Below are 20,522 nucleotides of genomic sequence, written 5' to 3' on the forward strand. Positions count from 1 at the left end.
CTCTTCTCTTTACTCTGCCGCTTCGATCTCATCGGCGAGGATCGGCAATTGCACCTCGAACACCGCGCCTCCGGCTTCGGCGTTACGGGCTGTCAGACGTCCACCTAGGTCAGCAATGATCCCTGACGAGATCGCCAGGCCCAGACCCGTGCCGTCACCGGGCTGCTTGGTGGTGTAGAAAGGTTCGAACAGGGCATCCAGATCCTGGATCCCCTCGCCATTGTCGCGCACCGTCAGGGTGGCGGTCTCGCCCGCCGACAGCAGGATGTCGATGCGCGCATCCTCGCTGTTGGCGGTGGCGTCCAGGGCGTTCTTCAGCAGGTTGATCATCACCTGTTCCAGCCGCACCCGGTCGGCCATGACCATGACCGGGCGTTCCGGCAGGGCGCGGGTGATCCGCACCTTCCGCTGGCGCAGCTGCGGCTCCATCATCGACAGGGACGAGGCCAGCGCATCGCCAACGTTTACAGGGGTAAAGCCGTCTCCGCCGGTGCGGGCATAGCTTTTCAGCTGGCGGGTGATGGCCCCCATGCGGCCGATCAGATCGTCGATCCGGCTGAAGCTGGCCAGGGCCTCGTCGGGGCGGGCCCGTTTCAGCAGCAGCTGCGCGCCCGCCAGATAGGTCTTCATCGCCGCCAGCGGCTGGTTCAGCTCATGGGCCACCGCCGCCGACATCTCGCCCAGGGCGGCCAGTTTCTGGCTTTGCGCGATGGTCTGCTCGGCCACTTCCAGGTTCTTTTCCATCCGCTCGCGTTCAGCGATTTCCCGCTGGAGTCGCTCGTTCAGCGCGCGCAGATCCGCCGACTCGCGCTGGAACAGGGCCAGGCGCAGCATGGTCTTGCGCGACAGGGCGTAGAAGGCCAGGGCCAGCAGGATGGCAAAGCCCATGATCTCCAGCGCCAGCACGCCGTTCACCTGCTCGCGCACCGATTGGTACGAGGTATAGCTGACCACCTGCCAGCCGCGGAACGGAATGCGCGATCCGACACGCATTACCGCCTCACCTTCCAGATAGCCGTCCACATCGGTGGTCCAGTCGGTGGTGGCATAAAGCGCCCGTTCGATGGCCGAAGAGGGCGTCTCGCGCGCCACCGCCTGATCCTCGGTCAACCCCCGCCACAGCGGCTCGGTCGACAGGATGATCCGCCCCTCGCTGTCCTTGACCAGCAGCGCATCCGAGATCCCCGCCCAGGAGCGTTCGAATTTCGCCAGATCCGCCTCGACCATGATCACGCCGATCAGACCGCCCTGAAACTCGATCCGGCGCGAATAGACGAAGCTGAAGCCGCCGGTCTCGCGCGGAATGACACTGAACACCGTCCCGTTCGAGCGCTGCGCCTCGACGAAATAACGGCTCTGGCGGTGGTTCTCGCCCAGCCGGGTGCGGTCGGTGGCGGCCACGATGCGCCCGTCCTCGTCCAGCAGGACCAGGCCCTGGGCGCTGATCTCGTCGAGGAAGGACATCAGGCGCAGGGTCGAGGTGCTGAAATCGTCGCTGTTCAGCGCCCCGATCAGCTCCTGGTCGCGGGCCAGCAGCTGCGGCACGATCGAGTTCAGCTGCAATTCACTGACGATATTGGCCCCGAACAACGCCAGGCGCAGCTCGGCCCGGCTGCGGGTCGGCTCGGTATAGCGCTGCATCAGCATGGCGTTGGTCACGGCCATGATGACGATCACCAAGACCAGGAACAGCGCCAGCGCGATACGCGCCCGCCAGGAAATGGTGCGGCCGGGATGCCCGGCCGGAGGGCTGTCGTTCTCCATTGGGCGAAATTACACCGCTCCGGGCCTTGCGCTCAAGCAGACAAGGGTCGCGCACAGGCGGCAAAGCGCCGATATGCCCCCGGCCGAGGCCGGCCCCGGGCCTCCGGCCGAAGGTGAGGACCGCCCCGGAAAGGCGCCGGTGGCGCGTTTCAGCCCCGAACGGGTGGTGCCCCGCGGCTGTCGGATCGCATGGGCGCCGCGCCCGTTGGCGGACGTTCCCCAAAAGGCCCTCAGGTCGGGGCTTCCATGCGCCCCGCCCTTTACCCATTTCCAGGCGAAAAATGTCCCGGAGGAGTCGCCGTCAGGCGACGGGGGCAGAGCCCCCTGCCCGGCCCCAGATCAGGCCCGACGTCAGGCCTCGACCAGCGCGTCCAGGATCCCCTGGAAGACGCCCGCCCCATCGGTGCCGCCATGGCCCGCATCGGCGGCCCGTTCGGGGTGGGGCATCATGCCCAGCACCCGGCGGTTGGCCGACAGCACACCGGCGATGTCGCCCGCCGAGCCATTGGGGTTATCATCATAGGTGAAGGCCACCCGATCCTCGCCGCGCAACTCGGCCAGCAGCTCTGCATCGGCCTGGTAGTTGCCGTCGTGGTGGGCGATCGGGATCTGCACCGTGGTCCCGGCGTTATAGGCGCGGGTAAAGATGCTGTCCGAGGTCTGCACGGTCAGCGGCACGGTCTTGCAGATGTATTTCAGATTGGCATTGCGCAGCAGGGCGCCGGGCAGGATGCGGGTCTCGGTCAGTACCTGGAAGCCGTTGCAGATGCCGATGGCATAGCCGCCCCGTTCCACATGGGCCTTCAGCGAGGCACAGATGGGCGAGTTGGCGGCGATAGCCCCGCAGCGCAGGTAGTCGCCATAGCTGAAGCCGCCGGGCACACCGACGATATCGACGCCCTCGGGCAGGGCCTGGTCCTTGTGCCAGACCATGGTGACCTCGGCCCCGGCCTTCTCGAAGGCCACTTGCAGGTCACGGTCGCAGTTGGACCCGGGGAAGACGAGGACGGCGGCTTTCATGGCAGGCTCCGTGGCGCGGAAAGGGATATGATCCGGCTCTTACGCGCAAGGGGCAGACGGATCAAGCCTAGGCGCGCCCCGGATCCGGGGGCCTCGCCCCTGCGCCGCCGCCCGTGCTAGGCTCGCAGGCAGCCAAGACGGAGACCCCCGATGCCCCTGCCCACCCCCGAGGCGCCGCTGACCGGCGCCTGCCGCTGCGGCGCCCTGACGATGCAGATCACCGCGCCGCCCTTCATGACCGCCGCCTGCCATTGCCAGGGCTGCCAGCGCATGGCATCCAGCGCCTTTTCCCTGACCATGATGGTCAGCGCAGACACCTTCCGCGTGACCGGGGGCACACCCGTGCCCGCCGGGGCCGGATCGGCCGATCTGACCCACTACGCCTGCCCCGCCTGCCACAGCTGGGTCTATACCCAGGTCACCGGCGTCGATTTCGTCAACCTGCGCTCTGCCCTTTTCGACGATCCCGCCTGGACACAGCCCTTCATCGAGACCCAGCGGGCCGAGGCCCTGCCCTGGGTCCCCAGCCTGGCGCCGCACGGGTTCGAGCGTTTCCCAGAGATGGAACGGTTCCCCGAGCTGATCGCCGCCTTCGCCGCCGAACGCCTCGGGGCGCAGGGCTAGCCCCCGGCGACACAACGAAGAACCCCGCCGCAGTTCCTGCGACGGGGTCTCTCTTCGCGGATGGGTCAGAACGGCGCTTAGGCGCCCATCTCGATCGAGTAGCTTTCGATCACCGTATTGGCGAGCAGCTTTTCGCACATCTCGGTCACGGTCTCTTCGCTGGTGCCATCGGCCAGATCCAGCTCGATCACCTTGCCCTGGCGGACGCCTTCGACGCCCTCGAAGCCCAGACCGCCAAGGGCGTGGCGCACGGCCTCGCCCTGGGGATCCAGAACACCGTTTTTCAGCATGACATGAACGCGGGCTTTCATCTTGGCCGGCTCCTTCAGTTGATCAGCGTGGGCTTGGTCGCCCCGTTCGAACGCGGCATGACGCCCAGGCGCTGCGCCACTTCGGTGTAGGCGTCGGTCAGGCTGCCCAGGTCGCGGCGGAACACGTCCTTGTCCAGGTGCTTGCCGGTCTCGATGTCCCACAGGCGGCAGCTGTCGGGGCTGATCTCGTCGGCCACGATCAGGCGCTGGAAGTCGCCCTCGTAGACGCGGCCGATCTCGATCTTGAAATCGACCAGCTTGATGCCAACGGCCAGCATCACGCCGGACAGGAAATCGTTCACCCGCAGGGCCAGATGCACGATGTCATCCATGTCCTGCTGGCTGGCCCAGCCGAAGGCGGCGATATGCTCTTCGCTGACCAGCGGGTCGCCCAGCTCGTCGTTCTTCAGGCAGTATTCCACGATCGGGCGCGGCAGCTGCGTGCCTTCCTCGATACCAAGGCGCTTCGACATCGACCCGGCGGCGGTGTTGCGCACGATGATCTCCAGCGGGATGATCTCGCAGCTGCGGCACAGCTGTTCGCGCATGTTCAGGCGGCGGATGAAGTGGGTCGGCACGCCGATCTGCGCCAGGCCGGTCATGAAGAACTCGCTCAGGCGGTTGTTCAGCACGCCCTTGCCCTCGATCACGTCCTTTTTCTGGGCGTTGAAGGCGGTCGCATCATCCTTGAAATACTGCACGATGGTGCCGGGTTCCGGGCCTTCATACAGGATCTTGGCCTTGCCTTCGTAGATTTTCTTGCGTCTTGCCATGGGCGTGCGGCCTCTCTCGCGGGCTCTGATCGGGGACGGGACTCGCCCGTATTTGCGCCCTCTTAGTGCAAGCGCGGCATCGGAGCAAGCGCGGCGCCGGGCCGAGCCGGGCCGCGACACCGCCCCGACAGGCCCTTCGCGGCCCAAATTGTCGCGCCTCCCCTCGTTGCGGCTTCCCGCAGGGCGCCCAAGCGACTAACCTGATCCCGGACATCTCAGGCCAAGGGGAGGAGCATCTCATGAGCCACCTGAACGAACGCGAAGCCGCCTTCGAATCGAAATTCGCCCATGACAGCGAAATGCTGTTCCGCGCCGAGGCGCGCTGCAACTGGGCGCTTGGCCATTGGGCCGCGGGCCTGCTGGGCAAAAGCGGCGACGAGGAACAGGCCTATGCCGCCTCGCTGGTGAAGGCCGACCTGACCGAGCCGGGCCATGAAGACGTGATCGCCAAGCTTGTGGCCGATCTGGACGGGCTGGTGGATGAGGCCACGATCCGCGCCAAACACGCCGAGGCCCTGGCCGCCGCCAAGGCCGCCCTGGCCGACGATTGACGCGGGTCAGCGAAGGCAAAACCTGAACTTCAGCCCGCAAAATGTTGATTTTAAATGAAACGCCGCCCCGTTCGGGCGGCGTTTTCGCATGTCTCTCCGCCGCGCCGCGCCAAACCCGCGCAATTGGCGACAGCGGATGGCCTGCCGTTAAGCCGAGCGAAAGGAACCGCGCCTACCTCTGTCTGCGGGTTCGGAAACGGGGACGAGGATGGCCGAGGTGATGCGCGTGGCGCGCAAGCAACAGATGCGATGGCTGCGCTATGTGGCCCCACTGACCGTCGGCGGGGTCTGCCTCTGGCTGCTCTGGGGCCATGTCCAGGCGCTGGACCCCGAGGCGCTGTGGCGCAGCTTTGCCGCCGTGGGTCCCGGGCAATGGGCCCTGGCCCTGACGGCCACCACCCTGTCCTTCTGGTCGCTCGGGCGCTACGACGCGGTGATTCACCGCCACCTGCGCACCGGCGTCACGGCGCGCGAGGCGCAGCTGTCGGGCATGTCCTCCATCGCGCTGGCGCAGTTTCTGGGGTTGGGGGTGGTGACCGGGGCGCTGGCCCGCTGGCGGCTGCTGCCCCGGCTGGGACCGCTGCGGGTGGCACAGGTCACCGCCGCCGTCTCGGCCTCTTTCCTGGTGGCCTGGGCCGTGGTCACCGCCCTGGCCTGCCTGGCTCTGGCGCCGCGCCTTTTGCCGGAATGGCTGGCCCTGCTGGGGCTGGTGATCTTCCTGACCCTGCCCGCCGCCGCCCTCTTCGCGCCCGAACTGCGCTTTGCCCGGCTGCGCCTGCGCCTGCCCTCGCTGACCGCCATCGGGGCGATCACCGTCTTTGCCGCCGTCGATACCTGCGCGGCGGCCCTGGCCCTCTACGTGCTGCTGCCCGACCCGCCGGGCTTTGCCACCTTCCTGCCGGTCTTCCTGCTGGCCCTGGGCGCGGGCCTCTTTGCGGGCACCCCGGGCGGGGTCGGCCCGTTCGAGCTGTCGCTGCTGGCCCTGCTGCCCGCCCTGCCGGAAAGCGACCTTTTCGCCGCCGTGCTGGCCTTCCGCCTGATCTACTATGCGCTGCCCGCCGCGCTGGCGGCAGCCCATGTGTTCCGCCCCCGCGCCGCCCACCCCGAAGCGCCGCGCCCCCGCGTCTCGCGCGCCATCCCCGAGCTGCTGCTAGATCATGCGCCGCGCGCCGAATGCGGCGTGGCACGGCAGAACGGCGCCCGGCTTCTGGGCTGCGCGGCCAGTGGCGCGCTGTGCATCGACACCCCGCAGACCCTGACCCTGCTGTTTGACCCGTTGTCGGGTCGACTGGGCCCGCTTCTGCCCCGGCTCAGCCGCGCCGCCCATGGCGCCAACCGTATCCCCGTGGTCTACAAATGCTCGGCCCGGCAGGCGCTGGAGGCCCGGCGCGCGGGCTGGAAACTGCTGCATGTGGCCGATGACGCGGTGATCGACCCCGGCACGCTAAGCCTCGACGGCGCTCGCTTCCGGCAATTGCGCCGCAAGCTTCGCCATGCGGAAAAGTACGGTGTGACAATTAGTTGCGAGACGAACCTCACCCATCACATGGCCGAGATGGCGCGGCTGGACGCCGAGTGGAAGGCGCTGCACGGGGTGGCGCGGGGCCTGTCGACCGGGCGCTTTGCCCCCTCCTACGTGGCCCGGCAGGCGGTCTTCTGCGCCTGGCGTGACGGGGCGCTGATCGCCTTCATCACCCTGCATCGCAATCACCACCAGCTGTGCCTGGATCTGATGCGCCACGGCGACGACCTGCCCGATGGCACGATGCACGCCCTGGTCACCGCCGCCGCGCAAGAGGCCGCGCGCCTGGGCCTGCCGCTGTCCCTGGCCGCCATGCCTGCCCGTCCCACAGGCGAAGGGCGGCTGATCACCCGAGCGCGCACCCTGGTCGCCGAACGCTCGGGCGGCACGGGCCTCGCCCGCTTCAAGGACAGTTTCGCGCCCCGCCACCAGCGCCTTTACATGGCCGCACCCTCGCGCCTGGCCCTGGCCCTGGCCGCCGCCGATCTGGCCCTGGCCATGCGCCGCCCCGCCCGCACCCGCGCCGCCCCCCTTTCCACAGACCGCGCCCTTGCGTAAAAGGGGCGCAACCCGCGCGGCCCGCCCTGCCGCCCCCGCTCTGACCAGGAGAACCCGATGAGCGCTGCCCCCAAAGCCGACGCCCCGAAAACCGACGCCCTCTCGCGCCTGCTGGAAACCCGCGACTGGCTGATGGCCGATGGCGCCACCGGCACGAACCTGTTCAACATGGGTCTGACCTCGGGCGACGCGCCCGAGATGTGGAACGTCGACCACCCCGACCGCATCCGCACCCTCTACCGCTCTGCGGTCGAGGCCGGGTCGGATCTGTTCCTGACCAATACCTTCGGCGGCAATGCCTCGCGACTGAAGCTGCATGACGCCCAGTCCCGGGTGCGCGAGCTGAACCGCATCGGCGCCGAACTGGGCCGCGAGGTCGCGGATGCGGCGGGCCGGACGGTGATCGTGGCGGGCTCGGTCGGGCCGACGGGCGACATCATGGCCCCCATGGGCCCGCTGACCCATGAACACGCGGTCGAGATGTTCCACGAACAGGCCGAGGGGCTGAAAGAGGGCGGTGTCGACGTCCTCTGGCTGGAAACCATCTCGGCCCCCGAGGAATACCGCGCCGCCGCCGAGGCCTTTGCCCTGGCCGAGATGCCCTGGTGCGGCACCATGAGCTTTGACACCGCCGGGCGCACGATGATGGGCGTCACCTCCGAGGACATGGTCAAGATGGTCGACAAGCTGGCCAATCCGCCGATCGCCTTCGGCGCCAATTGCGGCGTCGGCGCCTCGGACCTGCTGCGCACCGTGCTGGGCTTCTCCGCCATGGGCATCGAGCGGCCGATCATCGCCAAGGGCAATGCGGGGATCCCGAAATACGAAGACGGGCATATCCACTACGACGGCACCCCCGATCTGATGGCCGACTACGCGGTGCTGGCCCGCGATTGCGGCGCCACGATCATTGGCGGCTGCTGCGGCACCATGCCCGAACATCTGGAAAAGATGCACGCGGCGCTCTCGACCCGCCCGCGCGGCCCGCGCCCGACGCTGGACCAGATCGCGGAAAAGCTCGGCGCCTTCTCCTCGGTCTCCGACGGCACCGGCGAGGATGCCGCCCCCGCCCGCCGCCCGCGCCGCCGCCGCGGCTGAGCCCGCGGGCCCGGGATCCAGACCGCCGCCCGCCCCTCCCGCGCTCCATTCGGGGCCGGGGCGCGCGGCCCCTCTCCTTCTGTGCCGAACCTGTCCCGGAGGCCGCGCGGCATCCGGCTCCCGCCCGCAACGGCAAGAGCGGGTAGCGCCCCGCTGCCCTCCGAACTCTCAGCGCGGGTCTGGCGTCCGCCCTTCGGCCCCCGCCCCTCTCTTCTCATTGCCAGAAATATCCCGGGGGGAATTGAGCCCGCCAGGGCTCAAGGGGGGCAGAGCCCCCTCTCCCCTCTACGTGTCGCCCTCCAGCGACGGGGCAAAGCCCCGCTTCTTCCTATCTGTCGTCCTCCGGCGACGGGGCAAAGCCCCGCTTCTTCCTATCTGTCGTCCTCCGGCGACGGGGCAAAGCCACCCGTCCATCTGTCGCCCTCCGGCGACGGCAGAGGCAGCCCCCCCGCCCTCAATCAAACAGCGACAACTGCTCGCCGGGCTTCACCGGCACCCGGAAGAGATCGCAGCGCAGCTCGGGCTGCGGAGCGTCCAGCCGGTAGCGTTTCACCGCCGCGCGGAAGCGTTGCGCGATCATCGCCGCATAGGGTCCCTCGCCGCGCATCCGCTTGTGCCACTGGGCGGAATAATCCGCCCCGCCGTGCATCTCGCGCAGGCGGTTCATCACCCGGGCCGCGCGGTCGGGGTAATGTTCCGCCAGCCAGTCCTGGAACAACGGCGAGACTTCGCGCGGCAGGCGCAGCATGATCCAGCTGGCCGCCGTGGCCCCGGCGCCCGCGCAGGCCTCGAGGATCTTCTCGACCTCGGCATCGGTCAGGGCGGGCACCACCGGTGAGACCATGGCCCGCACCGGCACCCCCGCCCGGGCCAGCGCCCGGATCACCTGCAAGCGTTTCTCGGGCGGCGGCACCCGCGGCTCCATCCGGCGCGACAGCTCGCGGTCCAGGGTGGTGACCGAGATGCCGACCTTCACCAGCCCCAGACGGGCCATCTTCCGCAGGATGTCCAGATCGCGCAGGATACCGGTGCCCTTGGTGACGATGGCCACCGGGTGGCGATGCGCCCAAAGCACCTCGAGGCAGTCACGCATCAGGCGGTGCGTGCGGTCGATCGGCTGATAGGGATCGGTATTGGTGCCGATGGCGATCGGCGCCACCTTGTAGCTGCGCCGCCCCAGCTCGGCCGCCAGCACCTCGGCCGCATTGGGCCGCGCCACCAGCCGGGTTTCGAAATCCAGCCCCGGCGACAGGCCCAGATAGGCATGGCTGGGCCGGGCGAAACAGTAGATGCAGCCGTGCTCGCAGCCCCGGTAGGGGTTGATCGAGCGGTCGAAGGGCAGATCGGGCGAGCGGTTGTAGGTGATCAGGCTGCGGGCGCGCTCCTCGCGCACCTCGGTACGGATCTGCGAAGGCTCTTCGATCACCTCCCAGCCGTCCTCTTCGGGCACCGCCTGAAGCGCCTCGTAGCGGCCCGGCGCATTGCTGCTGGCGCCGCGCCCGCGCCGGGCGCGCGGGGCGATGCCGTGCGGGTCGGGGTTGTGGGTGTCCGGGATGGTGTCGGTGCTTTGGGCCATGGGGGAACTGCGCGCCGCGAAAGATTGGAACATACAGGGAACATATGTCCGACGCCGGCAAAGCTCCATGATTCCTTTCAGGAAATCTTTGCCCTTGCGGGCCATAGGTCGTCGGAACCCTCCGATTTGTCGCATTCCGCGCAGTCAGGGCGTCGCTTTGCGACAAAAATCCGGGGTCAGGGACACACCCGCGCGCAGCAGATCGGAGAACGAGATGGCCGAGGAAGACGAAGAGATCATCCTGTCCGAACTGGACGATGAAGAACTGGTCCAACAGATGATGGACGACCTCTATGACGGTCTCAAGGAAGAGATCGAAGAGGGCGTGAACATCCTGCTGGAACGCGGCTGGACCCCCTATCGCATCCTGACCGAGGCCCTGGTGGGCGGCATGACCATCGTCGGCGCCGACTTCCGTGACGGGATCCTGTTCGTCCCCGAGGTGCTGCTGGCGGCCAATGCGATGAAGGGCGGCATGGCCATCCTGAAGCCGCTTCTGGCCGAGACCGGCGCGCGCACCATCGGCAAGATGGTCATCGGCACGGTGAAGGGGGATATCCACGACATCGGCAAGAACCTGGTCTCCATGATGATGGAAGGCGCAGGGTTCGAGATCGTCGATCTGGGCATCAACAACCCGGTCGAGGACTATATCGAGGCGATCCAGCGCGAAGAGGCCGACATCCTTGGCATGTCCGCTCTGCTGACCACCACCATGCCCTATATGAAGGTCGTCATCGACACGATGAAGGAACAGGGCATCCGCGACGATTACATCGTCCTGGTGGGCGGCGCCCCCCTGAACGAGGAATTCGGCCGCGCCATCGGCGCCGATGCCTATTGCCGTGACGCCGCCGTGGCGGTGGAAACCGCCAAGACCTTCATCGCGCGCAAGCACAACCAGGCCACCGCCTGATCGCATGGGCGGCGCGGGCCCCGGCCTGCGCCCCCTCCACGCGGTGGAGTGCCTCCACCCTACGCGGGGCGGCTGCCCGATGCCCGATCTTCCCGACGACCAGACCCTGACCGAGGACGGTGCCAGCCTGACGGAAACGCGCCTGACCGGGGGCCAGGCCTCGACCCTGCTGATCGCCTGCGGGGCGCTGGCCCATGAGGTGCTGGCGCTGAAACGGCTGAACGGGCTCGATCATCTGGATCTGATCTGCCTGCCCGCCATCCTGCACAATACCCCCGAAAAGATCACCGATGCGGTGCGCGCCGCGGTCGAGCGTCACCGCGCCGCCTATGCCCACATCCATGTCCTTTACGCCGATTGCGGCACCGGGGGTCTGCTGGCTGCCGAATGCGCTCGGCTGGGGGTCGAGATGCTGCCCGGCGCCCATTGCTACGCCTTCTTCGACGGGGTCGAACGCTTCGAGGCGCGGGACGAGCTGACGGCCTTCTACCTGACCGATTTCCTGGCCCGGCAGTTCGATGCCTTCGTCTGGGAACCCCTGGGCCTGGACCGGCACCCGGACCTGCTGCCGATGTACTTCGGCCATTACACGACGCTGGTCTACCTGGCGCAGACCGACGATCCCGCCCTGACCGAGAAGGCGCGCGCCGCCGCCGAAAGGCTGGGCCTTGAATTCACCCGGCGATTCACGGGATATGGCGATCTTGCCACCGCCCTGACCCGGAAGCCCTCGTGACCTCTGACGCCCCCGACCTGCTGAAATCCGATTGTTCCAAATGCGCCGCGCTGTGTTGCCTGGCGCTGGCCTTCGACAAGGGCCGCGACTTCGCCTTCGACAAGAACCCGGGCGAGCCCTGCCGCAATCTGGCGGGCCATCAGTGCGCGATCCACGACAGCCTGACCGAAAAGGGCTTTCCCGGCTGCGTCGCCTATGACTGCCTGGGCGCGGGCAACCGCGTGGTGCAAGAGGTCTTCGCCGGGCAGAGCTGGCAAACAGAGCCGCGCCTGACCCGCCCGATGATGGAGGCCTTCTCGGGGATGCGCGAGGTGCACAAGCGGATCGACCTGTTGCGCGCCGCCGAGGCCCTGCCCCTGGACGGGCGCGACGACCAGACCCGGCGCGACTACCTGGCGCGGCTGGAACAGCACCGCTGGAGCGGGCCCGAGCTGAACGATTTCGAGGTCGGGCTGGCGCTGGAGATCGACCTGTTCTTCCACGGGCTGCGGAAATACATGCCGCCGAGGTAGCGCCTCAGCCGTCGCGGGCCGGATCGGCTGGATTGCTGGAGAAGAGCGCCAGCTTGTTGCCCTGCGGATCGCGCAGATATCCCACGTAGAAGCGCGGCCCATAGGCGGCGCGGAAGCCCGGCGCGCCCTCGTCCTGCCCGCCCGCCGCCAGCCCGGCGGCGTGCAGGCGGCGCACCTGCGCCTGATCGCGGGCCTCGAAGGCCACCATGGCGCCGTTTCCGGCCGAGGCGGGGCACCCGTCGAAGGTTGGTTTGACGTAGAAATCCGGCAGGGCCTGCGGCCCCTCCCCCGGGGGCAACGCAAAGCTCAACCCCTCGGGGCCCTCGCTGAGGCCATAGCCCAGGGCGGGCAGCACCGCGCAATAGAAGGCCCGGGCGGCGTCCAGATCATCGGCCCCGACGGTCACATAGGCAATCATGGCGCGGCTCCTGTGCCGGGGCGCCGGGGCCCCCGGGGCGGTGGCGAGGTCAGGCGGAGGCCTGCTCGCGGATACGTTCGATCATAGCCCGAAGCCCGTTCGAACGCTGCGCCGAGAGGTGATCCTGAAGGCTGAGGCGGCCCAGTTCGCCCATCACGTCCACCCGGGCCAGATCGGCCACCGGCACCCCGTCATAAAGCGCCTTCAGTACCGCGATCAGCCCGCGCACGATCATCGCGTCGCTTTCACCGTCGAAATGAAAGATGCCGCCCTCGGGGCGCATGTGCAGCCAGACCTGGCTAGCGCAGCCCTCCACCTTGGTGGCGGGCACCTTCAGCGCGTCATCCAGCGGCGCCATCGCCTTTCCCAGCTCGATCACATGGCGATAGCGGTCCTCCCAATCCTCGAGAAATTCGAAATCCTCGACGATTTCCTCGAATGCGGCCTGGGCCATCGGGCTCTCCTTATGCGTGATCGTTCCGTTGCCTGCCCCCGGGGTTACGCCGCGGGCAGGCGAAGGTCCAGCCCCGGCATTGGGGGCGCTTCCTTCAGCTACGGCAAAGCCTTGGCTTTTCAAGCCCCCGCCACTGCGCTAGAGGAAAGGGGAGTACAAGGGAAAGCCAGGGGGGCCCCGATCCATGCGCAAGTTTCTTCCCGTCGTCCTGATCGCGGCACTTGGCCTGTCGGGCTGCGGCTATGTGCGCGACAGCCGCCTGAACCCGTTCAACTGGTTCGGTCACAGCAGCTCTCGCGCCGCGACGCAGCAGGAGATCGCGAATACCAACCCGCTGATCCCCAAGCGCAGCGCCTTCGCCAGCCCGAGGGAGCAGGACCTGCGCGAACCCGTCGCCGGTCTGGAAGCGCTGGAGGTCGAGCGGATCCCGGGCGGCGCGATCATCCGCGTCACCGGCGTGACCGCGGCCACCGGCGCCTATGACGTGGAACTGCGCCCCGAGGACGAGCGTGGGCCGATCGACGGCGTGGCGCGCTATGTGATGGTCGCCTACGCCTCGCCTCAGGGCACCGCCGGGCCGATCCAGACCCGCCGCGTCACCGCCGCCGCGCGGCTGACGAATACCGAACTGGCCGATGTGCGCAGCATCGAGATCATCAGCGCCTCGAACGTGCTGACCTCGCGCCGCTGACGGCCCGCCCCCACTGAACGCGAAAGGGCGCGGCCATCCGGCTGCGCCCTTTTCCGTTGGGGTTTGCGGCCCTCGCGCCTGGCGCGCGGGCGGGCCCGGTCAGCCCAGATCGACGGCGACCACCTTCTGGCCCTTTGTGGCCAGACCGATCTTGCCCTCGCACAGCCGCAGCGCATCGGCGCCGAAGACATCGCGGCGCCAGCCATGCAGCGAGGGCACGTCACGCACGCCCGCCGCCAGCTCGTCCAGCTCGGAGGTGGCCGCGATCAGCTTTGGCGCTACGCCGGCCGTGTCCGACTTCGCCTTCAGCAGCACGCGCAGCAGGTCGGCCAGCGCCGGGTTCACCTGCAACTTTTCCTTGCTGTTGTCGGGCTTGGGCAGATCCGCGTCCGGGCATTCCAACCCGATCTTGATCGCCGCCAGGATGCCCTCGGCGATCTCGCCCTTGCGGGCCTCGCGCAGCAGCAGCCGGGCGCGCGACAGATCCTGCGGCGTCTGCGGCTTGGTCGAGGCCAGCTCGACCAGGGCGTCGTCCTTGTAGACCCGGTTGCGCGGGATGTTCCGAGATTGCGCATAACCCTCGCGGAAGCGGGCCAGTTCGCGCAGCACCCCAAGGAAGCGGCTGGAATTGGTGCGGGTCCGCACCCGTTTCCAGGCCTCTTCGGGGCGCACGATATAGGTTTCGGGATTGGTCAGAATGCCCATTTCCTCGGCCACCCAGGCGGCGCGGCCGTCCTTCTCCAGCTGCTTTGCCAGGTATTCGTAGATCACCCGCAGATGGGTCACGTCGGCCACGGCGTATTTCTTCTGCGCCTCGGTCAGCGGGCGGCGCGACCAGTCGGTAAAGCGCGAGGATTTGTCCAGGCTTTCCTTGGCGATCTTGCGCACCAGGGTTTCATAGCTCACCTGTTCGCCAAACCCGCAGACCATGGCCGCGACCTGGGTGTCGAAGAGCGGCTCGGGGATCAGCCCGGCATCGACATAGAAGATCTCCAGATCCTGGCGCGCGGCGTGGAAGACCTTGACCACGCTGGTGTCGCGAAAGAGCTCGTACAGCGGCTCCAGCGACAGGCCTTCGGCCAGGGGATCGACCAGCACGGCATCGACCGCGTCATCCTTGCCGGGCACGGCAAGCTGCACGAGGCAAAGCTGGGAATAATAGGTACGTTCGCGCAGGAACTCGGTATCGACTGTCACATAGGGTTTGGACCGCGCCATGGTGCAATAGGCTGCAAGGTCCTCAGTACGGGTAATCGTCTGCATCGAAAGCTTTCTGTTGATCCGTTCGCGTCCTGCCGTCACCGACCTGTCATAGTGACCTTGGCCTGCGATGGGAAGAGGGCGCGCGGCGGGCGTGACGGCCCCCCAGTGACCGGCCTCGGGCACACACCATCAAAATACGTTACAGTGACCCGATCAATCATTCATTTTCGTTAACTATCGCCCTTCGGTAGAACCAGGGAAAGACCTGATCTCCCTCCTTCCCCCGAAAGGACCAACCATGACCCAAGTGATCCACCTGCCCCGCCCCTACAGCCCCCCGGCGGCCCATGTCTCGCCCGCTCGGCTGCCGCTGAAAGTCGGTGTTGCCATCGCCTTCGTCGCCGTGATCGTCCTTCTGTCGGCCGTGGTGCCGCAGCAAGAGGTCGCGCCCGACATGGCCTGGCGCGGCAACTCGGCATCGCTGGAGATGATCCGCTAAGCGGTTTCGGCGAACTTGCGCAGCATGGCCGGGTAAAGCTGGTGTTCCTGCACCAGCACCCGGGCGGCCAGCGTCTCGGGCGTGTCGTCCGCCTCGATGGCGACCCGCGCCCGGCCCAGGATGGGGCCGTCGTCCAGCTCTGCCGTCACCTCGTGCACGGTGCAGCCGGCCTCGGTCTCACCCGCCTCCAGCGCCCGCGCATGGGTGTGCAGCCCCTTGTATTTGGGCAGAAGCGAGGGGTGGATGTTCAGCATCCGCCCCTCGTAGTGCCGGATGAACCCCGGCGTCAGAATGCGCATGAAACCCGCCAGGCACAGGATGTCCGGCTGGGCGGCGTCCAGGTGGCGGATCAGCTCAGCCTCGAAGGCCTCCCGATCCTTGCCGAAGGGGCGATGATCAACGGCGAAGGTCGGCACGCCCATCTGGGCGGCCTTCCCCAGCCCGCCCGCCTGCGGATCGTTCGAGCCCACCAGGACGGCCCGCGCCGGGTGATCACCGGTCATGCTTTCGACCAGGCGGACCATGTTGGACCCGCCGCCCGAGATCAGGATCGCGACGCGTTTCACCGGCTCAAACCTCCAGCGCCGGATAGCGGATGCCCGCCTCTTCGGTCACCGTGCCGATGCGGCTGACGGTCTCGCCCGCCGCGCTCAGCAGCGCGCTCAGCCCCTCGGCCTGATCGGCGGCGACGACCAGGACCATGCCCAGGCCATAGTTGAAGGTCTTCAGCATCTCCGCCTCGGAGATCCCGCCCTGCTCTTGCAACCATTTGAAGACGCCGGGTTTTTCCCATGCGTTCAGGTCGATCTCGGCGCCCAGCCCTTGCAGCACGCGCGGCAGGTTCTCGGTCAGGCCGCCGCCGGTGATATGGGCCAGGGCATGAACGCCCCCTGCCCGCACCGCCTCAAGGCAGGGTTTCACGTAAAGCCGGGTCGGCGTCAGCAGCTCGGCGCCCAGGCTGCCCTCGGCCCAGGGGCAATCGGCGTCCCAGCCCAGGCCCGACAGCTCGACCAGCTTGCGCACCAGCGAATAGCCGTTGGAATGCACCCCGTCCGAAGCCAGGCCCAGCAGGACATCGCCCGCGCCCACACCCGCAGGCAGGTCCTGGCCGCGTTCCATGGCGCCCACGGCAAAGCCAGCCAGGTCGAAATCGCCCTTGGAGTACATCCCCGGCATCTCGGCGGTCTCGCCACCGATCAGCGCCGCGCCCGAGGCGGCACAGCCCTTGGCAATGCCTTCGATGATCGCGGTCGCCTGATCCAGCTCCAGCTTGCCGGTGGCGAAATAGTCGAGGAAGAACAGCGGCTCGGCGCCCTGGCAGACCAGGTCGTTGACGCACATAGCCACCAGGTCGATGCCGATCGTGTCCACATGGCCGGTGTCGATGGCGATGCGCAGCTTGGTGCCCACCCCGTCGGTGGCCGCAACCAGGATCGGGTCGTCATAGCCCGCCGCCTTCAGGTCGAACAGCGCGCCGAAACCGCCCAGGCCGGACATGGTGCCGGGCCGGTTGGTGGCCTTGGCCGCCGGCTTGATGCGGTCGACCAGGTCGTTCCCGGCCTGAATGTCCACACCCGCATCTGCATAGGTGATACCGTTCTTGCCGTCGCTCATGACCCTGCCCTCGAACCTTGGGAAAATTGCGCCGGTCACTAGCCGATCCCCCCCGTTCACGCAACGACAAAGCGGGCACAGAGGCAGATGCTACGCCCTCGTCGCGGTTGTGGCGCAAAAGACGCATCGGTCGGGTGGTCGTATTTCTACCCCGTTTCGGGGTCGAGCCCTGACGCCGGCCAGCGTAAGATCTCGCGCAATGGGGGGGCATTTTTAGGTTACGGTAAAGCCCCCTCGTAAAAGAGCGAGGTAAATTATGAACAACAAATTTTTGACCGGCGTTTCGGCGATCGCGCTGTCCACCGCCGCCTGGACCGCACCGGCCATGGCCGCCTGTGTCGAAGGTCCGGCCGATACCTTCGAATGCACCAGCGGCACCGGCTTCAACGACGGCGGCCGTGACGATCTGACGATCAACGTCGATTCCGCCGCCGTCATTTCCGACAGCGGTGACACCTTCCGTTTCGGCGACGACAGCACGATCAATGTTGGCGAAAATGGCGAGAACGGCGGCACCGTCAGCTCTACCGGCGCCATGGCCATTCGCGGCAAGGACGGCAACACCGCCAATGTCTACGGCACCGTTGCGGGCGAAGACGAAGGCATCAGCTTTGGCGACGACGCCACCGTCAACGTCTCCGAGACCGGCGAAGTCTTCTCGAATACCAAGGACGCGATCTCGGTCGACGACGATTTCATCATCGTCAACGATGGCACCGTCTCGGGCGACACCGGTATCCTGGGCAAAAGCTCTGACGGCGGCACCGCGAAGATCACCAACAGCGGCCTGATCGAAGGCACCGGCGACCGCGGCATCGACGTCGAAGACGATGTCGAGATCTTCAACACCCTCGGCGCCGAGATCACCGGTGCCGATCGCGGCGTCGATGCCGGTGACGAGCTGTATCTGGAAAACTACGGTTCGGTCTCGGGCGGCGACGGTGTGACCGCCGATGACGACGCCCAGATCACCAACGCCGGCTCGATCGAAGGTCTTTCGGGCGACGGTGTCGTCGTTGAAGACGACTCGCGCATCGACAACGGCCTCTCCACCGGCTCCAACGCCTCGATCACCGGCTCCAATGACGCCGTCGTCGGCGGTGAAGGCCTGATCGTCAGCAACTTCGGCACCATCGACGGCGCCGAGCGCGGCATTCACACGGGCAAGGACGACCTGACCGTCATCAACCGAACCCTGGGAGAGATCAAATCGGGCTCCGCCCAGGCGATCGACGGTCGCGACAACACCATGGTCGAGAACTACGGCTCGATCACCTCGGCCTCGGGTGTGGCCATCGACGTGCGCGATGAGTACGACATCAACAACTACTCCGGCGGCCTGATCGAAGCGGCCGACCTTGCCATCGACGGTGGGGACGGCGACGGTGACAACACCACCATCGAGATCGACAACCAGGCGAACGCCACCATCCGCTCGACCGGCGACACCGCCATCGACGTGGAAGACAACGTCTATATCAGAAATGCCGGCACCATCGACGGTCAGGGCGGCGAGGGTATCTCTGCCGATGCAGGTCTGTACCTGGTGAACAGCGCCGGTGGTCTGATCAAGAGCAACCCCACAACCGGCACCGCCGTCTCGCTGGAAGACGGCCAGGTCTACAACAGCGGCACGATCGTCGGCGGCAGCACCGGCATCGGGATCCATTTCACCGACAATGACGAGACCGATTCGAGCGTCAACAACAACTCGGGCGCCATTATCACCGGCGGCACCGGCATCCAGAATGACGATTCCGACGGCGGCCTGTCGATCTCCAACAGCGGCACCATCAACGGCACCGGCGGCACCGCAATCGCGCTGAACGACGAGGACGACACGGTCACCAATACGGGCGGCACCGTCAACGGCGACATCGTCATGGGCGACGGCACCAACACCCTCACGGCCATCCAAGGCAGCCGGATCACCGGCGACGTTGAGGGCGGCGAGGATGTCGATACCCTCTCGATGAACCAGGCCTCCTGGATCCTCGGCGACGTGAATACCGACGACGACGACGACGAAGTGCTGCTCAACTACGGTTCCTACATCACCGGCGATGTCGACACCGGCGAGGACGACGACCTCGTCTCGCTGCAAAACAGCGCCTACATTACCGGCGATGTGGATATGGCGTCCGGCGACGACATCCTGCGCCTGAGCTACGGCAGCGCCATCACCGGCGACGTCGACATGGGCGCGGGCGAAGGGGAAATCGAGGTGCACCACAATGCCTCGATCACCGGCGACGTGACTTTCGGCGACGATGGCACGGATACCTTCACGGTGCACCACAACGCACGTCTGACCGGCAACCTCGACATGGGCGAGGGTGAAGGCAGTGTCGAAGTCTCCAACGCATCCGCGATCATCGGCAATGTCACCTTTGGCGACGACAGCGATGAACTGGTCGTGCAATCCGGCTCCTGGATCGACGGCGACGTCGACTCGGGCGGCGACGACGACGAGTTTTCCTTCGGCGCCAGAAGCTACATCACCGGCGACATCGACACCGGCTCTGGCGATGACTCGCTGGAGTTCGCGGCAAGCGCCTCCGCAGGTGGCGACATCGACATGGGTCAGGGCAATGACGTACTGGCCCTTAACACCATCGAGATCGACGGCACCGTCGACATGGGCGCAGGCGGCAGCGATACGCTGGTCGTGGGCCCCAGCATCGGCTACGGCGTCATCGCCTTCTCCGACAATGTCGAGAACTACGACGGCTCGGACGCACCGATCACCGCCCTGTTCACCGGCGACTTCCTGATCAACGCCGATCCGCTGGTCTTCGCGGGCTACGACGCCCTGACCACCCGTCAGACCTTCCAGCAGTCGCGCAACATCATGGACGCATCGGCCACCCCCGGCTGGTACGGCATGGCCTCTGGCTTTGGTGGGGAAAGCGACTTCGGCGGGGGCGACCTGCTGGTCGGCTACAACGCCGAGAACTTCGGGGCCTTCCTGTCGTATTCCAAGGCGCACACCGACATGATGGGCGGTCTGCACGACTTCGAGCGCCGCAACTTCGCCGTCGGCGTCAAGGGCTTCGCCCCGGTCGGCGCAGGCATGGTGACCGGCATGGCCTATGTGGGCCGTGGCGACGGCGAGATCGACAGCGACATGGCCGTCACCGGCAAGGGATCCGTCGATGACACCTCCTTCGGCCTGTCCGCCCGTTTCGACCTGCTGCCCGCAGGCGGTGAGGGTCTGGGCTTCTCGGCGGAAGTGGGTGCAAGCCGCATCAAGTACGACAGCTTCGACCCGTCGAACCTGGGCGATGCGATCATCGACGACCGCGACGTGACCGCCTCCTACATCTCGCTGGAGACCGGCTACACCCACGCCCTGTCCGGCGGCATGACCGTTCGCCCCTTCCTGGGCGCCGCAGCCATGTTCTCGGATGCGGACAACGTGACCCTGCTGGCCCCGTCCAACAACTCGAACGCGCCGACCTCGACCACCTTCGCCACCGGCGGGGATGACGACCTGAAGATGCTGCGCCTGGGCGCGGAACTGGGTGGCGCCGGCGGCTGGACCGCCACGCTGGAAGGCCAGTTCGACGACGAAGGTGACACCACCGGCATCGTCAGCTTCGGCATGAACTTCTGATCGGATCTGCCGATCGAGACACCGGAAAGGGCGGTCCCGTGGGGGCCGCCCTTTTCCTTTGGCCAC

The 20,522-nt window shown here is 67.1% G+C and carries 20 protein-coding genes; 10 read left to right on the forward strand and 10 right to left on the reverse strand.

What is annotated here, in order from left to right:
• Positions 1–9 precede the first annotated feature (9 nt).
• Positions 10–1,764 carry a sensor histidine kinase gene (locus tag ACRARE_RS13170; RefSeq protein WP_432656907.1) on the reverse strand — a complete coding sequence of 585 codons (1,755 nt, stop codon included), beginning with the start codon at positions 1,762–1,764 and terminating at the stop codon, positions 10–12.
• 351 nt (positions 1,765–2,115) lie between these two features.
• Entirely contained in the window at positions 2,116–2,784 is a 669-nt protein-coding gene (purQ, locus tag ACRARE_RS13175; protein WP_432656908.1) for a phosphoribosylformylglycinamidine synthase subunit PurQ, read from the reverse strand.
• Positions 2,785–2,934: 150 nt separating this feature from the next.
• On the opposite strand from purQ, the gene ACRARE_RS13180 reads away from it, so the two are divergent.
• A complete protein-coding gene (locus ACRARE_RS13180) occupies positions 2,935–3,408 on the forward strand; it encodes a GFA family protein (RefSeq protein WP_432656909.1) in 474 nt (157 codons plus the stop codon).
• Between the two features lie 77 nt (positions 3,409–3,485).
• Here ACRARE_RS13180 and purS read toward each other — a convergent pair whose 3' ends face one another.
• Positions 3,486–3,719 carry a phosphoribosylformylglycinamidine synthase subunit PurS gene (gene purS, locus ACRARE_RS13185; protein WP_432656910.1) on the reverse strand — a complete coding sequence of 78 codons (234 nt, stop codon included), beginning with the start codon at positions 3,717–3,719 and terminating at the stop codon, positions 3,486–3,488.
• Positions 3,720–3,733: 14 nt separating this feature from the next.
• Positions 3,734–4,492, reverse strand: coding sequence for a phosphoribosylaminoimidazolesuccinocarboxamide synthase (gene purC, locus ACRARE_RS13190; RefSeq protein ID WP_432656911.1), 759 nt, complete (start codon positions 4,490–4,492; stop codon positions 3,734–3,736).
• A 239-nt stretch (positions 4,493–4,731) separates the two neighbouring features.
• On the opposite strand from purC, the gene ACRARE_RS13195 reads away from it, so the two are divergent.
• The 3 genes from ACRARE_RS13195 (at position 4,732) to bmt (ending at position 8,221) form a co-directional block, all read left to right on the forward strand.
• Positions 4,732–5,043 carry a DUF1476 domain-containing protein gene (locus tag ACRARE_RS13195; RefSeq protein ID WP_432656912.1) on the forward strand — a complete coding sequence of 104 codons (312 nt, stop codon included), beginning with the start codon at positions 4,732–4,734 and terminating at the stop codon, positions 5,041–5,043.
• A gap of 208 nt (positions 5,044–5,251) precedes the next feature.
• A complete protein-coding gene (locus tag ACRARE_RS13200) occupies positions 5,252–7,123 on the forward strand; it encodes a phosphatidylglycerol lysyltransferase domain-containing protein (RefSeq protein ID WP_432656913.1) in 1,872 nt (623 codons plus the stop codon).
• Positions 7,124–7,180: 57 nt separating this feature from the next.
• Positions 7,181–8,221 carry a betaine--homocysteine S-methyltransferase gene (bmt, locus tag ACRARE_RS13205; RefSeq protein ID WP_432656914.1) on the forward strand — a complete coding sequence of 347 codons (1,041 nt, stop codon included), beginning with the start codon at positions 7,181–7,183 and terminating at the stop codon, positions 8,219–8,221.
• 454 nt (positions 8,222–8,675) lie between these two features.
• On the opposite strand, the gene ACRARE_RS13210 is transcribed toward bmt, so the two are convergent.
• Positions 8,676–9,797 carry a PA0069 family radical SAM protein gene (locus tag ACRARE_RS13210; RefSeq protein ID WP_432656915.1) on the reverse strand — a complete coding sequence of 374 codons (1,122 nt, stop codon included), beginning with the start codon at positions 9,795–9,797 and terminating at the stop codon, positions 8,676–8,678.
• Between the two features lie 214 nt (positions 9,798–10,011).
• Between ACRARE_RS13210 and ACRARE_RS13215 the strand changes: the two genes are divergently transcribed.
• From ACRARE_RS13215 to ACRARE_RS13225, 3 genes are all read left to right on the forward strand, one after another.
• The gene (locus tag ACRARE_RS13215; RefSeq protein WP_432656916.1) at positions 10,012–10,713 is read left to right on the forward strand and encodes a cobalamin B12-binding domain-containing protein; all 702 of its coding nucleotides are present in this window, start codon (positions 10,012–10,014) and stop codon (positions 10,711–10,713) included.
• A gap of 79 nt (positions 10,714–10,792) precedes the next feature.
• Positions 10,793–11,449, forward strand: a complete 657-nt coding sequence (locus ACRARE_RS13220) for a DUF1638 domain-containing protein (RefSeq protein WP_432656917.1) — start codon at positions 10,793–10,795, stop codon at positions 11,447–11,449.
• Positions 11,446–11,961, forward strand: coding sequence for a hypothetical protein (locus ACRARE_RS13225; protein ID WP_432656918.1), 516 nt, complete (start codon positions 11,446–11,448; stop codon positions 11,959–11,961). The genes ACRARE_RS13220 and ACRARE_RS13225 overlap by 4 nt, the downstream gene beginning before the upstream one ends.
• A gap of 4 nt (positions 11,962–11,965) precedes the next feature.
• Here the strand turns inward: ACRARE_RS13225 and ACRARE_RS13230 are convergent, their stop codons facing one another.
• Both ACRARE_RS13230 and ACRARE_RS13235 read right to left on the reverse strand, forming a co-directional pair.
• Positions 11,966–12,379: a VOC family protein gene (locus tag ACRARE_RS13230; RefSeq protein ID WP_432656919.1), complete on the reverse strand. Its 414-nt coding sequence runs from the start codon at positions 12,377–12,379 to the stop codon at positions 11,966–11,968.
• Between the two features lie 49 nt (positions 12,380–12,428).
• Positions 12,429–12,833: a SufE family protein gene (locus ACRARE_RS13235; protein ID WP_432656920.1), complete on the reverse strand. Its 405-nt coding sequence runs from the start codon at positions 12,831–12,833 to the stop codon at positions 12,429–12,431.
• A 184-nt stretch (positions 12,834–13,017) separates the two neighbouring features.
• Between ACRARE_RS13235 and ACRARE_RS13240 the strand changes: the two genes are divergently transcribed.
• Positions 13,018–13,524, forward strand: coding sequence for a hypothetical protein (locus ACRARE_RS13240; RefSeq protein ID WP_432656921.1), 507 nt, complete (start codon positions 13,018–13,020; stop codon positions 13,522–13,524).
• Positions 13,525–13,623: 99 nt separating this feature from the next.
• On the opposite strand, the gene rnd is transcribed toward ACRARE_RS13240, so the two are convergent.
• Positions 13,624–14,787 (reverse strand): ribonuclease D, encoded by a 1,164-nt coding sequence (gene rnd, locus ACRARE_RS13245; protein WP_432656922.1) that lies wholly within the window; start codon positions 14,785–14,787, stop codon positions 13,624–13,626.
• Positions 14,788–15,025: 238 nt separating this feature from the next.
• Between rnd and ACRARE_RS13250 the strand changes: the two genes are divergently transcribed.
• Positions 15,026–15,226: a hypothetical protein gene (locus ACRARE_RS13250; protein ID WP_432656923.1), complete on the forward strand. Its 201-nt coding sequence runs from the start codon at positions 15,026–15,028 to the stop codon at positions 15,224–15,226.
• Here ACRARE_RS13250 and purN read toward each other — a convergent pair.
• Positions 15,223–15,792 (reverse strand): phosphoribosylglycinamide formyltransferase, encoded by a 570-nt coding sequence (purN, locus tag ACRARE_RS13255; RefSeq protein WP_432656924.1) that lies wholly within the window; start codon positions 15,790–15,792, stop codon positions 15,223–15,225. The two genes, ACRARE_RS13250 and purN, sit on opposite strands and share 4 nt — an antisense overlap.
• A gap of 4 nt (positions 15,793–15,796) precedes the next feature.
• The gene (gene purM / locus ACRARE_RS13260) at positions 15,797–16,840 is read right to left on the reverse strand and encodes a phosphoribosylformylglycinamidine cyclo-ligase (RefSeq protein WP_432656925.1); all 1,044 of its coding nucleotides are present in this window, start codon (positions 16,838–16,840) and stop codon (positions 15,797–15,799) included.
• A gap of 256 nt (positions 16,841–17,096) precedes the next feature.
• On the opposite strand from purM, the gene ACRARE_RS13265 reads away from it, so the two are divergent.
• On the forward strand, positions 17,097–20,456 hold the full coding sequence (locus tag ACRARE_RS13265; protein ID WP_432656926.1) for a hypothetical protein: 3,360 nt from the start codon (positions 17,097–17,099) through the stop codon (positions 20,454–20,456).
• Positions 20,457–20,522: the final 66 nt, after the last annotated feature.

Origin of the sequence: Pseudooceanicola aquaeponti, from assembly GCF_050897975.1 — a bacterium.
Classification (GTDB): Bacteria; Pseudomonadota; Alphaproteobacteria; order Rhodobacterales; family Rhodobacteraceae; genus Pseudooceanicola.